The sequence below is a fragment of the Streptomyces sp. NPDC000348 genome (assembly GCF_042898795.1).
GTDB lineage: Bacteria > Actinomycetota > Actinomycetes > Streptomycetales > Streptomycetaceae > Streptomyces.
Genome location: NZ_JBIAZD010000002.1, coordinates 615,454 through 629,308, shown reverse-complemented (window position 1 = coordinate 629,308; position 13,855 = coordinate 615,454). Strand labels below are relative to the sequence as shown.

The following is a 13,855-nucleotide window of genomic DNA, read 5'->3' as shown; positions in this document are numbered from 1 at the left end:
CCCGTCGTGCGCAACGACCGTCGGCGGGCGGCGTCACGGCCGGGTCAGAGCTTGACGATCATCTTTCCGGTGTTGTCGCCGCGCAGGACGCCGAGGAACGCCTCGAGGTTGTTCTCGATGCCCTCGACGACCGTCTCGCGGTACTTCAGCTCGCCCGAGCGGACCCAGGGGCCGACCTCCTGGACGAACTGCGGCTGGAGGTCGTAGTGGTCGCCGACGAGGAAGCCCTCGATACGGCCGCGGGTCTGGATCAGCCGGGCGAGGTTGCGCGGGCCGGGGGCGGGCTCGGTGTTGTTGTAGACCGAGATCATGCCGCAGACGGCGATCCGGCCGTCCCGGTTGAGGGAGCCGACGGCGGCCTCCAGGTGGTCGCCGCCGACGTTGTCGAAGTAGACGTCGATCCCGTCCGGGGCGGCGGCGCGCAGCTGCTCGCTCACGGGGCCGTCCTTGTAGTTGAAGGCGGCGTCGAAGCCGTACTCCTCGACGAGGAGTTTCACCTTCTCGTCGGAGCCGGCCGAGCCGATCACCCGCGAGGCCCCCTTGAGCTTCGCGATCTGCCCGACCTGGCTGCCCACGGCGCCCGCGGCGCCGGACACGAAGACGGAGTCGCCCTCCTTGAAGGCTGCGGTGCGCAGCAGGCCGGCGTAGGCGGTGAGGCCGGTCATGCCCAGCACGCCCAGGTAGGCCGAGAGGGGCGCCGCCTCCGGGTCCACCTTGACGGCGTTCTTCGCGTCCACGACGGCGTACTCGCGCCAGCCGAAGAAGTGCAGGACGTGGTCGCCGACGGCGATCCCCTCGGCGGCCGACGCGACGACCTCGCCGACGGCGCCGCCCTGCATGGCCTTGCCCAGCTCGTACGGGGCGACGTAGGACTTGGCGGCCGACATCCTGCCGCGCATGTACGGGTCGACGGAGAGGTACGTGTTCCGTACGAGCACCTGTCCCTCGGCCGGGGCGGGGACCTCCGCCTCGACGAGGGCGAAGTCCTCGGGCTTCGGCCAGCCGACGGGGCGGCTCAGCAGATGCCACTCGCGGCCGGTGGTGGGGAGTGCGGGAGAGGTCATGGCCCGGCACCTTTCGTCGAATAGTTCATTACCTGAAACAACCATGCGACTGAATATTTCAGGATGTCAAGCAAGCGGGTACCCTGGAGCGCATGGCCACACCCGACACCACCTCGCGCCGTCCCGACGCCCTCACCCTGGAGGTCGTCGAGCTCATCGGCTCGGTGGTGGCCCGCTACCACGAGGAGTACGAGGAAGCCGCCGCCGGTCATGCCCTCACGGGTGCCCAGGCGAAGCTGCTCAGTCTGCTGTCCCTGGAACCGCTGCCGATGCGGAAGCTGGCGCAGCGGCTGAAGTGCGAGCCGTCGAACGTCACGGGCATCGTCGACCGGCTGGAGTCACGGGGCCTGGTGGAGCGCCGGCCGGACCCGGCGGACCGGCGCGTGAAGCTGGCGGCGGCGACGGCCGAGGGGCGGCGGGTGGCGCGGAGCCTGCGGGAGTCGCTGCGGTTCGCGCGCGAGCCGCTGGCGGGGCTCTCGGAGGCGGAGCGGGTGGCCCTGCGGGACGCGCTGCGCAGGATGCTGCGGTAGCCGCCTACGGCCGGTGGGCGGGGCGCGCGGCCCGGTGCCCCGCGTCGGTACCGGCCGGGGGGCGGGTCCGCGCGGTCCGGCGCCGCGTCAGGCGCCCTGCGCGGGTGCGGGCCGGGGGTGTTCGCGCGGCCCGGCGCCTGCGGGGTGCCTCACCCACTCTCGGCTTCTCACCCGCTCTCGGCTTCGCTCGATCGGGGGGACCCCATGAGCGGGGGACCCCCATGAGCGGGAGGTACCCCCGTCGCCCTGCGGCACGACTGCCCGCAGAAGCGCCGGGTCAGGTGCACCACCACAGGAAACGGTCGCAGGTCTCCGTGGGCTCGGGCTCCGGTTCGGGCTCCTCCGTCGTCGGGTCCGGCTCCGGGGTCCCCGGGTCCGCCGGGGGCTCCGACGGCGCAGGCGCCGTCGGGTCGGGCGCGGACGGATCCGCGGGGGCGGACGACGCGTCCCCGTCGGTCCCGTCCTCCGGCTCCGCCTCCTTCTCCGTCTCCTTCTCCGCGTCGGCGGACCCCGTCTCCTCCGCGGAGCCGGAAGCCGACGGGGACTCAGATGCCTCCGCACCGGCGGACTTTCCGGGCGCCGCCGTGTCCGTGACGCCGCCGCCCGCCGACTCCGCGGACTCCGCCGGTTCCACCTCCGTCGCGCCGCCGGCCGCGGCCTCCTGCCCGGCGGACGCCGGTTCCGGGGCCGAGCCGGACGCGTCCAGGCCGAGTTCCGCGAGGCTCAGCCCGCCCGCCGCGAGCATGAACCCGGCCGCGACCAGCAGGCTGCGGTTGCGCCGGCGGCGGTGCGCCGCGGCCTTGCGGTCCCGGCGGCTCCCGCCCGCCGCGGGAGCCCCGTCCGGGCCCGGGTCCGGGTCCGGCTTCCGGCCCCGGTCCGCCCGGCGCCCGCGCGGCTCCTCGCCCCGCGGCTCGTCGTCGTACTCGCCGGGTGCCTCCCCGGCCCGGACGGTCCCGTACGCCCCGTCCTCGTGCCCCGCGGGCTCCTGTTGCCGGGCGCGGAGCGCCTCGACGGGCGTGCCGCAGCCGGGGCAGGCCAGGGCGCCGTTGAGGTGCCGTCGGCACGGGTGGCAAAAGTCCATGACGCGGGAAGGTTAGGTTCCGTTCGGGCCCGATTCATAGGCCTTGTTGTGAAGGTTCGGTGCGGACCATTACCCAATGGTTTCGAAACTGTCGAAACCGTTATGCGCGCGACCCATTGACACCCCCGCCGTCCCCTCCTTACTGTCACGCCAGCATTTCGAACGGGTGACGAAATATCGAACACGTCGAACTGTGAACACCGACGAAAAGGTCCACCACCACAGCGAGGGGCTAACTGCCGTGCGCATCACCGGAATCAGCACACACGTGGTCGGGACGCCGTGGCGCAACCTGACGTACGTCCAGGTGCACACCGACGAGGGAATCACCGGAGTCGGCGAGACCCGGATGCTGGGCCACACCGACGCCCTCCTGGGTTACCTGAAGGAAGCCGAGGTCAACCACATTCTCGGCTCCGACCCGTTCGCTGTCGAGGACCTGGTCCGCCGGATGAAGTACGGCGACTACGGCCGCGCCGGCGAGATCGTGATGTCCGGCATCGCCGTCGTCGAGATGGCCTGCTGGGACATCAAGGGCAAGGCCCTCGGCGTGCCCGTCTGGCAGCTGCTGGGCGGCAAGGTCACCGACAAGGTCAAGGCGTACGCCAACGGCTGGTACACCACCGAGCGCACCCCCGAGGCGTACCACAAGGCCGCGCAGGGCGTGATGGAGCGCGGCTACCGGGCACTCAAGATCGACCCCTTCGGCACCGGCCACTTCGAGCTCGACCACCAGCAGACGCTGTACGCGGTCTCCCTGATCGAGGCGGTCCGTGACGCCATCGGCCCCGACGCCGAGCTGATGCTGGAGATGCACGGCCGCTTCTCCCCCGCCACCGCCGTGCGCCTCGCGCACGAGCTGGCGCCGTTCAAGCCGGCCTGGCTGGAGGAGCCGGTTCCGCCGGAGAACCTCAAGGCGCTGGAGAAGGTCGCCGCGAAGGTCGACATGCCGGTCGCCACCGGTGAGCGCATCCACGACCGCATCGAGTTCCGCGAGCTGTTCGAGAGCCAGGCCGTGGACATCCTGCAGCCGGACGTCGGCCACATCGGCGGCATCTGGGAGACCCGCAAGCTCGCCGCGACCGCCGAGACCCACTACATGCTGGTCGCCCCGCACAACGTCGGCGGTCCCGTGCTCACCGCAGCGTCCCTCCAGGTCGGCTTCACCTCCCCGAACTTCAAGATCCTGGAGCACTTCAACGACTTCGCGGACGCGGAGATCAAGAAGGTCGTCAAGGGCGCGCCCCAGGTGAACCCGGAGGACGGCTGCTTCCACCTCTCCGACGCCCCCGGTCTCGGCGTGGAGCTGGACGTCGACGCGGCGGCCGAGTTCCCGCAGCAGCAGGCCCGGTTCGACCTGTGGGCCGAGGGCTGGGAGACACGCAAGCCCAAGGGCACGAAGTGACCGCCGCCGGCCGTCGCCCCGGAGGGACGCGATGAGCACCCAGGTCGTCGTCGAGGGACCCGGCGAGCACCGTCTGGTCCCGCACGAGCCGCGCGAGCCCGGGGCCGGCGAGGCCCTGGTCCGGGTCCACGCCGCGGGCATCTGCGGCAGTGACCGCGAGGTGTACCAGGGCAACCGGCCCGAGGGATACGTGCGGTACCCGCTCACTCCGGGCCACGAGTGGTCCGGGACGGTGGAGCGCGTGGGCGCGGGGGTGCCCCCGGCGCTGGTCGGCCGCAAGGTCGTCGGCGAGGGCTTCCGCAACTGCCAGGTCTGCGACCGCTGCCACGCCGGTGAGACGACGCTGTGCTCGGCGGGCTACGAGGAGACCGGGTTCACCCAGCCGGGCGCCATGGCCGCCACGCTGACCCTCCCGGCCCGGCTGCTGCACGTCCTCCCCGACGACGCCGACCTGAGCGCCGCCGCGCTGCTGGAGCCGGCCGCCTGCATCGCCGCCGCCGCGCTGAAGGCGAACGCCGTGCCCGGTGAGCGGGTGGCGGTGGTCGGCACCGGCACGCTCGGAATGTTCGCCGTGCAGTTCCTGCGGGCGGGTTCCCCTTCCGAGCTGCTGGTGGTGGGCTCCCGGGGCGACCGCGAGGCGCTGTCCCGGCAGTACGGGGCCACCGACTTCCGGACCAAGGACCAGGCGCTCCCGGACGACTTCGACGTGGTGATCGAGACCGCCGGGTCCGCGGACGCGGCCCGCATCGCGGCCTCGCTGCTGCGGCGCGGCGGACGGCTGGTCCTCACCGGCATCCCGGCGCCGGGGGCCGACGGACTCGACCCCACGGACCTGGTCGTCCGGCAGCTGGAGGTGCACACCGTCTTCGGTGCGCCGCCGGACGCCTGGGCGCACACCGTGCGGGTGTTCGGCGCCGGGCTGCTCGATCCGCTGCCGCTGGTCAGCCATGAGCTGCCGCTCGCCGAGTTCCCGCAGGCCATCGAGCTGGTGGGGTCCGGCGACCCGAAGGTGGGCAAGGTCCTGCTGCGTCCCTAGCCCGTACGCCGGTACGGGGGCGACCTGACGGTCCCCGTACCGGCGTACGCCCCTCCCTTCCCGCCCGACTCGCACCCCGGGCCGCGAACTTCGTCCGACATACCGAACCAAAGGACACCCTGTGACCGACGCTTCCGCCACGGCTCCCCGCAGGCCCGGTGAGGAGACCCTCACCGCGCTCGGCCTGAGCGCGCCCGCCCTCGACCCCGCCGACGCCTCGCCGCACACCTTCCCCGGCGGTGGCCGCTGGCGCACCGAGATCCCCTCGTGCGAGGGTCCCGAGGCGCTGGCCGTGGTCCTGAAGGAGGCCTCGCGCCTCGATGTGCCGATCCACCGGATCAGCCAGGGCAGCGGCGTCTGGATGCTGACCGACGCCGAGATCACCGAGATGGCCGAGGCGACCGCGGAGCGCGACATCGAGCTCTGCCTGTTCACCGGCCCGCGCGGCACCTGGGACATCGGCGGCTCCACCCGGACCGACTCGGGCGGCGCCGGACTGCGCGCCCGGGGCCACGACGCGGTCGCCGGCTGCGTCGAGGACGCCGTGCGCGCCACGGAGCTGGGCGTGAAGTGCCTGCTCGTCGCCGACGAGGGCGTGCTGTGGACGCTGCACCGGGCGCGTGCGGCCGGGCTGCTGCCCGCCGACACCACGCTGAAGCTCTCGGCGCTCGTCGGGCCGGTCAACCCGGCCTCGTTCGCGGTCTACGAGCGGCTCGGCGCCGACTCGATCAACGTCCCCAGCGACCTGACCCTCGACCACCTCACCGAGATACGGCGGGTTTCGGCCACGCCGATGGACATGTACATCGAGGCCCCCGACGACCTCGGCGGCTACGTGCGGATGTACGAGGTCGCCGAACTCATCCGGCGCGGCGCCCCGCTGTACCTGAAGTTCGGCCTGTCCAAGGCGCCCGGGATCTACCCGTACGGGCACCACATGCGGGAGCTGACCCTGGCGACCGCGAAGGAGCGCGTGCGGCGCGGCCGGCTGGCCCTGGACCTGCTGGCCCGGCACGGCGCGGACGGCGACATGGCGCCGCTCGGTTCGCGGCTTCCGGGTGATCTGAGCCGGTTCGAAATTTCGTCATAACGTTCCGGAAACTCGGCTTCACAGAAGCAGACACAGCCGCGCAGAATCGCACGCACCTCTTTCTCGGTCTCCTGACCACTCCCCCGGAAGCGCCTCGCCCGTCCGGACCGACCCCGCACACACATCAAGGATGATGATCATGCGTAACCGCAGAGCCGCACTCGCCGCCGTCGCCTCGGCCGCCTCCCTCGCCCTCACCCTGTCCGCCTGCGGCCAGAGCGGCGAGGGCGGCAGTGAGGAGAAGAAGGGCGGCGCGGAGGGGGCCACCGTCGGCATCGCGATGCCGACCAAGTCCTCCGAGCGCTGGATCGCCGACGGCAACAACGTCGTCAAGAACCTGGAGTCCAAGGGCTTCAAGACCAAGCTGGTCTACGGCGAGGACGAGCCCGACCAGCAGGTCTCGCAGATCGAGAACATGATCACGCAGGGCGTGGACGCGCTGATCGTGGCGGCCATCGACAACAAGTCGCTGAACAACGTGCTCCAGCAGGCCGCCGACGCGGACATCCCGGTGATCTCCTACGACCGGCTCATCCTCGGCACCGAGAACGTCGACTACTACGCCTCCTTCGACAACGAGAAGGTCGGCGAGCTCCAGGGCACCTACATCGTCGAGAAGCTCGGCCTGAAGGACGGCGGCGAGAAGGGCCCCTTCAACCTCGAGCTGTTCGCCGGCTCCAACGACGACAACAACACCCGCTACTTCTTCCAGGGCGCGATGAACGTCCTGCAGCCGTACATCGACAAGAAGCAGCTCGTCGTCAAGTCCGGCCAGACGGAGCTGACCCAGGTCACCACGCTCCGCTGGGACGGCGCCACCGCCCAGCGCCGCATGGACGACATCCTCACCAAGTCCTACAAGAGCGGCAAGGTCGACGCGGTCCTCTCTCCGTACGACGGCATCTCCATCGGCATCATCTCGGCGCTGAAGTCCGACGGCTACGGCACCAAGAGCAAGCCGCTGCCGGTCGTCACCGGCCAGGACGCCGAGGTCGCCTCGGTGAAGTCGATCATCGCCGACGACCAGTCGATGACCGTCTACAAGGACACCCGCGAACTCGCCAAGGTGGCCACCAACATGGTCGACGCGCTGCTCAATGACAAGAAGCCCGAGACCAACGACACCGAGACCTACGACAACGGCGCGAAGGTCGTGCCGGCGTACCTGCTGGAGCCGGTCGCGGTCGACAAGGCGAACTACCAGGAGACGGTCGTCGACTCCGGCTACGTCAAGGAAAGCGACCTCAAGTAACCGCCGGCCCACACTGATTGGAAGGCACGACCATGGCGGGACCCGTCCTGGAAATGCGCTCGATCGTCAAGACCTTTCCCGGCGTCAAGGCGCTGTCGGACGTCACGCTGACCGTCCGGCAGGGCGAGGTCCACGCCATCTGCGGCGAGAACGGCGCCGGGAAGTCCACCCTGATGAAGGTGCTCTCCGGCGTCCATCCGCACGGCAGTTACGAGGGCGAGATCCTCTTCGAGGGGGAGCCCTGCCGGTTCAAGGACATCCGGGCGAGCGAGCAGCACGGCATCGTGATCATCCACCAGGAGCTGGCGCTGGTGCCGTTCCTGTCCATCGCGGAGAACATCTTCCTCGGCAACGAGCACGCCACCCGCGGGCTGATCAACTGGAACGAGACCCTGCGGCACGCCACCGAGCTGCTGCGCCGGGTCGGTCTCACCGACCACCCGGAGACCCGCGTCGCCGACATCGGCGTGGGCAAGCAGCAGCTCGTGGAGATCGCCAAGGCCCTCTCCAAGAAGGTGAAGCTGCTCATCCTCGACGAGCCGACCGCGGCCCTAAACGACGAGGACAGCGACAAACTCCTCGATCTCATCCTGGAGTTGAAGAAGCAGGGCATCACCTCGATCATCATCTCCCACAAACTGAACGAGATCCGCAAGGTCGCCGACTCGGTGACGATCATCCGGGACGGCCGGTCGATCGAGACGCTCGACGTGAAGGACCCGGGAACCACCGAGGACCGGATCATCAGCGGCATGGTCGGCCGTGACCTCGACCACCGTTTCCCCGAACGCACCCCGCACCAGCCGGAGGAGGGCACGGCCCCCGCGCTGGAGATCCGCAACTGGACCGTGCACCACCCGATCGACCAGCAGCGCAAGGTCGTCGACGACGTGTCGATCAACGTCCGGCGCGGTGAGATCGTCGGCATCGCGGGCCTGATGGGCGCCGGCCGCACCGAGCTGGCGATGAGCGTCTTCGGCCGGTCCTACGGGCGCCACGCGGGCGGCACCGTCCTGAAGGACGGCCGGGAGATCCGTACGAAGACCGTCCCCGAGGCGGTCGGCCACGGCATCGCGTACGTCACCGAGGACCGCAAGCACTACGGCCTGAACCTGCTCGACACCATCAACCGGAACATCTCGCTGACCGCCCTCGGCAAGGTCGCCAAGCGGGGCGTCGTCGACGAGCACGAGGAGCGGCAGGTCTCCGAGGGCTTCCGGAAGTCGATGAACATCAAGGCCCCGACGGTGTTCGAGCCGGTGGGCAAGCTGTCCGGCGGCAACCAGCAGAAGGTCGTCCTCAGCAAGTGGATCTTCGCCGGGCCGGACGTGCTGATCCTCGACGAGCCGACGCGCGGCATCGACGTCGGCGCCAAGTACGAGATCTACACGGTCATCGACAAGCTGGCCGCCGAGGGCAAGGCGGTCGTCTTCATCTCCTCCGAGCTGCCGGAGCTGCTCGGTATGTGCGACCGCATCTACACCATGGCCGCCGGGCGGCTCACGGGTGAGTTCTCGCGGGCCGAGGCCTCGCAGGAATCGCTGATGCGCCAGATGACGAAGGACAAAGAGGTAACCCGATGAGCACGGATGTGACCGCCAAGAGCCCGGCCCCGGCGCCGCCGGGCGGCACCGGATCGGCCTCCGGCCAAGGCCTGCTCCACCTGGTGCTGGACGGCCTGCGCCGCAACATGCGCCAGTACGGCATGCTGCTCGCCCTCGGCCTGATCGTGGCGCTTTTCGCCGTGTGGACCGAAGGCGACCTGCTGCTGCCGCGCAACGTCTCCAACCTGGTCCTGCAGAACAGCTACATCCTGATCCTCGCGATCGGCATGATGCTGGTGATCATCGCGGGCCACATCGACCTGTCGGTCGGTTCGCTCACGGCGTTCGTGGGCGCGTTCGCGGCCGTGCTGACGGTGCAGCACGACCTCTCCTGGCCGATCGCCGTGGTGCTGTGCCTGCTGGCCGGCGCCGTCGCGGGCGCGGCACAGGGCTTCTTCATCGCCTATCTCGGCATACCGTCGTTCATCGTCACCCTCGCCGGCATGCTGGTCTTCCGCGGTGTGACGGAGATCCTCCTGGAGGGCCAGACCCTCGGCCCGTTCCCGGGCGGCCTGCAGAAGATGGGCAACGGCTTCCTCCCCGAGGTCGGCCCGGAGACCAACTACCACAACATCACCCTGCTGCTGGGCTTCGCGATGATCGCCTTCGTGGTCCTCCAGGAGCTCCGCGACCGCAAGCGCCAGCAGGAGTTCGCGCTGGACGTGGTGCCGCTCAACCTCTTCCTGCTGAAGCTCGTCGCCATCACCGCCGCGCTCCTCACGGTCACCCTGCTGCTCGCCAGCTACAAGGGCGCCCCGATCATCCTGCTGATCCTGGGCGCGCTGGTGGTCGGCTACGGCTACCTCATGCGGAACTCGGTCTTCGGCCGGCACATCTACGCGATCGGCGGCAACCTGCCGGCGGCGAAGCTGTCCGGCGTGAAGGACAAGAAGGTCACCTTCCTGGTCTTCCTGAACATGGGCGTGCTCGCGGCCCTGGCGGGTCTGGCGATCGCCGCCCGTCTGAACGCGGCCTCTCCGAAGGCGGGCCTGAACTACGAACTCGAGGCGATCGCCTCGGCGTTCATCGGTGGCGCGTCCATGAGCGGCGGTGTCGGCACCGTGCTCGGCGCGATCATCGGCGGTCTCGTCCTCGGCGTGCTGAACAACGGCATGAACCTCCTCAGCGTCGGCACCGACTGGCAGCAGGTCATCAAGGGGCTCGCCCTGCTGGCCGCGGTCGGCTTCGACGTGTGGAACAAGCGCAAGTCCGGTTCGTAAGTCAGCTCGGGCCCCGCCGGAAGGCGGGGCCCCTTCCTTTTCGGGAGCCGCACGGATGGAACTGAACAGACGCACGGTCATCGCAGGGGCCGCGGCGGCCGGTGTCGCCGCCACCACCACCGCGTTCGGCGGCACGGCACACGCCGCGTCGGGCAGGGGGAAGCCGGTGAAGTCGCTCTTCGGCAGGCTCGCGGACGGCACCAAGGTGCACAGCTGGTCGCTGGAGAACGGCGGCACCCGGATGAAGGTCCTCTCCTACGGCGGCATCGTCCAGTCCCTGGAGATCCCCGACCGCCGCGGCCGGTACACCAACGTCTCCCTCGGCTTCGGCACGATCGAGGAGTACGTCGCCTCCAGCCCCTACTTCGGCGCCCTGATCGGCCGCTACGGCAACCGCATCGGCAAGGGCCGCTTCACCCTCGACGGCACGCAGTACCAGCTCTCCGTCAACGACGGCGAGAACAGCCTGCACGGCGGATCCCAGGGCTTCGACAAGCGGGTCTGGGACGTCGAGCCGTTCACCCGGGACTCCGACGTCGGCCTGTACCTGTACCACACGAGCGCCGACGGCGAGATGGGCTACCCGGGCACCCTGCGCGTGAAGGTGACCTACACCCTCACCCGCGACGGCGACTGGCGCGTCGACTACGAGGCCACCACCGACCGGGCCACCGTCGTCAACCTCACCAGCCACGTCTACTGGAACCTCGCCGGCGAGGGCAGCGGCTCGATCCACGACCACGAGCTGTCCATCGCCGCCTCCCGCTACACGCCGGTCGACTCGGGGCTGATCCCCACGGGCGAGCTGGCGCGGGTCGCGGCCACCCCCTTCGACTTCCGCCGGGCCAAGCCGGTCGGCCGGGACATCCGCACCGCGCACCAGCAGGTGCTGTACGGGCAGGGCTTCGACCACAACTGGGTGCTCGACAAGGGCCTCACCAGCCGTCCCGAACAGGTCGCGCTGCTGCGTGACCCGTCCTCCGGCCGCACGCTGAGGATCGCGACGAACGAGCCGGGCCTGCAGTTCTACTCCGGCAACTTCCTCGACGGCACCCTCGTGGGCACCGGCGGCCGGGTCTACCGGCAGGGCGACGGGCTGTGCCTGGAGACCCAGCACTTCCCGGACTCGCCGAACCAGCCGTCGTTCCCGTCGACCGTGCTGCGGCCGGGGCAGACGTACCGGACGACGACGGTCCATTCGTTCGGGACGTGAGCCCCGGGGACCGCCGTCGTCACATTTTCCTCACATGAGCTGAACGGCGGCGCGTCCCGCTCCGTACTCCTGGGTGGCCCGTGTTCCCCCGCGCGGGCCACCCAGGCATGACGGGCCCGTCACCTCCCCGGCGGGCCCGCCGTACACGGAGGTTCCATGGCCGACAACGTCACCTCGTTGTTCCGCAGCACCGCGGCGCACAGCCCGTCGATGGCGGCGCTGACACGGGAGAGCGACGGGGCCGGCCCGGTGGACTTCTGCATCCCCTGCAACCCGTACTTCCCCACCCCCGCCATGTTCGAGGACATGGCGGCCCGGCTGCGCGACATCATCACGTACTACCCGAGCAGCGCCGACACCATCACGGCCGAGCTGTGCAGCCTGCTCCGGCTGCCGCCGCAGTGCGTGGCGATGGGCAACGGCTCCACGGAGCTGATCACCTGGATCGACCACCTCCTGGTCCGTGAGTCCCTCGCCGTCCCCGTCCCCACCTTCGGCCGCTGGACCGACCAGCCCATGGAGACCGGCAAACGGGTCGACATGTTCCCGCTCCAGGAGGCCGGCGGCTTCGCCCTCGACCTGGCGCAGTACGCGGAGTTCATCCGGGCCAGGGGCACCCGGGTGGCGGTGATCTGCAACCCCAACAACCCCGACGGCGGCTTCCTGCACAAGCACGCGATCGTGCAGTTCATGGACGCCATGGCCGACCTGGACCTGGTGGTGATCGACGAGTCCTTCCTGGAGTTCGCCGACGCGGAGAACGAACCGAGCGTGGTGCAGGAGGCGATGCTGCGCCCCAACGTCGTCGTGCTGCGCAGCCTCGGCAAGAACTTCGGCCTGCACGGCATCCGCTTCGGCTACCTGGTCGCCAACCCGGCCCTCGCCGGGCGGGTGAGGTCCATGCTCCCCAAGTGGAACCTCAACTCCTTCGCCGAGCACGTGGTGTTCATGCTGAGGGAGCACGGCGCGGAGTACGCCCAGAGCCTGCACCAGGTCCGCCGCGACCGGATGGACATGTCCGGCCAGCTCTCCTCGCTGCCCGGGCTGACGGTCTACCCCTCCCAGGGCAACTTCCTCTTCGTGCGCCTCCCCGTGGGCGCCGAGGGAACCGTGGTCCGTGACCGGATGCTCACCGAGCACCGGATCCTGGTCCGGGAGTGCGGCAACAAGATCGGCTCGTCCAGCCGCTTCCTGCGTCTCGTGGTGCGTCCCCAGGTGGACGTGCGGCGCCTGGTGTCCGGACTGGAACAGGTGCTCTACGGGACGTCCAGGAGGGGATCCGCCGTGCCCGAGCAGGCCACAGGGACCGGTTACAGCTCGGGCACGGCGGCCGTGGACCGCCTGGTGAGCCGGACCAACGGGTCGGGTGTGCGGGGGCTCGCCGCCCAAGCCGCCGGTGCCGGCGCCCCGGGGCTCGCCGCCGCTCCGTCCGCCGGCACCGGCATGCCGCTCCCCGCCGCCGCGTCCACCCCCGCGGTGGGCGCGGGCGGCGGGATGCCGGTGCCGGCCGCGGCTTCGGCGGGGGTTCCGCGGCACGTGCCCCAGCCGGAACCCCTGCCGCAGTCCCTGGCCCCCGTGGCCGCCATGGCCCCCGCCGCCTCCGTGACCGCCCCGGCGGCCCCCGTGGCTCCCATGCCCCCCGTGGTCCCCGTGGCTCCCATGCCCCCCACGGCTCCCGTGGCGCAGGCACCGGCCGCGGCGGCGATGTCCGGGCCCACCCCGCCGGGAGTACCGGCTCAGGGTGGGCTCACGGCGGCACAGGTGCGGGGAGTCACCGAACCGGGGCCGGCGCCCGCCCCGGCGGCCGGGTGGCCCCACAGCCGGAGCTGGCCCGACGCGGCGGGGACGGCGTAGACCGGACGACACGTCCAGGCCGGGTTCGGCCTCCACTGCCGGCAGGCGTTGTTCAGCCACGACCACTGCCGCAGGTCGGCGCCGTCGGCGGACGAGCGGTTCTCGGTGTCCAGCACCTTGCCGGTGGCGACGTTGACCAGCCGGTGGGTGTCGTCCCCGAGGTCCTCCAGCCGCCGGCGCTGGTTGGCGCCGCCGTTGCAGGCGTACTGCTGCACCTGGGCGCCGTCGGCGGAGGAACTCCCGGCCAAGTCGAGGCACTTGCCGCTGTCGCGGTTGGTGAGGGTGTAGGTGGTGGAGACGGTGGACGGTTCGCCGGAGGGCCCGGCCTGGCTCGCCCCGAGGCGGACGGGCGTACCGAGGTTCGGTGACCCGTCGGAGTTCCAGGTGAACCTCTGGGCCCGTGTCGTGCGCCCGTTGTCGCATCCCTCGGAGGCGGAGTCGTTGGCGTGGCGGACGATCCAGGGGTCGGCGCCCTTCTGGGCCTTGACGGGGTTGCCGAAGGAGGC

At 70.7% G+C, this 13,855-nt stretch carries 11 protein-coding genes and 1 pseudogene; 9 read left to right on the top strand and 3 right to left on the bottom strand.

Annotated features, from left to right (window positions below):
• Positions 1 to 44: 44 nt before the first annotated feature.
• Positions 45 to 1,064 carry an NADP-dependent oxidoreductase gene (locus tag ACFY3N_RS06670; RefSeq protein WP_390815527.1) on the bottom strand — a complete coding sequence of 340 codons (1,020 nt, stop codon included), beginning with the start codon at positions 1,062 to 1,064 and terminating at the stop codon, positions 45 to 47.
• Between the two features lie 92 nt (positions 1,065 to 1,156).
• On the opposite strand from ACFY3N_RS06670, the gene ACFY3N_RS06665 reads away from it, so the two are divergent.
• Positions 1,157 to 1,594, top strand: coding sequence for a MarR family winged helix-turn-helix transcriptional regulator (locus ACFY3N_RS06665; RefSeq protein ID WP_390815526.1), 438 nt, complete (start codon positions 1,157 to 1,159; stop codon positions 1,592 to 1,594).
• 277 nt (positions 1,595 to 1,871) lie between these two features.
• Here the strand turns inward: ACFY3N_RS06665 and ACFY3N_RS06660 are convergent, their stop codons facing one another.
• Positions 1,872 to 2,675, bottom strand: coding sequence for a hypothetical protein (locus ACFY3N_RS06660; RefSeq protein WP_390815525.1), 804 nt, complete (start codon positions 2,673 to 2,675; stop codon positions 1,872 to 1,874).
• Between the two features lie 241 nt (positions 2,676 to 2,916).
• Here ACFY3N_RS06660 and ACFY3N_RS06655 point away from each other — a divergent pair, with 241 nt between their 5' ends.
• The 8 genes from ACFY3N_RS06655 (at position 2,917) to ACFY3N_RS06620 (ending at position 13,349) form a co-directional block, all read left to right on the top strand.
• Positions 2,917 to 4,080, top strand: a complete 1,164-nt coding sequence (locus tag ACFY3N_RS06655; RefSeq protein WP_390815570.1) for a mandelate racemase/muconate lactonizing enzyme family protein — start codon at positions 2,917 to 2,919, stop codon at positions 4,078 to 4,080.
• A 31-nt stretch (positions 4,081 to 4,111) separates the two neighbouring features.
• Positions 4,112 to 5,116 (top strand): zinc-binding dehydrogenase, encoded by a 1,005-nt coding sequence (locus ACFY3N_RS06650; protein ID WP_390815524.1) that lies wholly within the window; start codon positions 4,112 to 4,114, stop codon positions 5,114 to 5,116.
• A 121-nt stretch (positions 5,117 to 5,237) separates the two neighbouring features.
• Complete coding sequence (locus ACFY3N_RS06645) at positions 5,238 to 6,206, top strand: hypothetical protein (RefSeq protein WP_390815523.1); 969 nt, start codon at positions 5,238 to 5,240, stop codon at positions 6,204 to 6,206.
• A gap of 139 nt (positions 6,207 to 6,345) precedes the next feature.
• A complete protein-coding gene (chvE, locus tag ACFY3N_RS06640) occupies positions 6,346 to 7,458 on the top strand; it encodes a multiple monosaccharide ABC transporter substrate-binding protein (protein ID WP_390815522.1) in 1,113 nt (370 codons plus the stop codon).
• A gap of 32 nt (positions 7,459 to 7,490) precedes the next feature.
• Positions 7,491 to 9,041, top strand: a complete 1,551-nt coding sequence (gene mmsA / locus ACFY3N_RS06635) for a multiple monosaccharide ABC transporter ATP-binding protein (protein ID WP_390815521.1) — start codon at positions 7,491 to 7,493, stop codon at positions 9,039 to 9,041.
• Positions 9,038 to 10,282, top strand: coding sequence for a multiple monosaccharide ABC transporter permease (gene mmsB / locus ACFY3N_RS06630; protein ID WP_390815520.1), 1,245 nt, complete (start codon positions 9,038 to 9,040; stop codon positions 10,280 to 10,282). Before mmsA ends, mmsB begins: the two co-directional genes overlap by 4 nt.
• Positions 10,283 to 10,337: 55 nt before the next feature.
• Positions 10,338 to 11,495: an aldose epimerase family protein gene (locus tag ACFY3N_RS06625; RefSeq protein WP_390815519.1), complete on the top strand. Its 1,158-nt coding sequence runs from the start codon at positions 10,338 to 10,340 to the stop codon at positions 11,493 to 11,495.
• Between the two features lie 156 nt (positions 11,496 to 11,651).
• A complete protein-coding gene (locus ACFY3N_RS06620; protein ID WP_390815518.1) occupies positions 11,652 to 13,349 on the top strand; it encodes an aminotransferase class I/II-fold pyridoxal phosphate-dependent enzyme in 1,698 nt (565 codons plus the stop codon).
• A gap of 29 nt (positions 13,350 to 13,378) precedes the next feature.
• Here the strand turns inward: ACFY3N_RS06620 and ACFY3N_RS06615 are convergent.
• Positions 13,379 to 13,822, bottom strand: a pseudogene (locus ACFY3N_RS06615) (RICIN domain-containing protein); the annotation flags it as partial.
• Positions 13,823 to 13,855 lie beyond the last annotated feature (33 nt).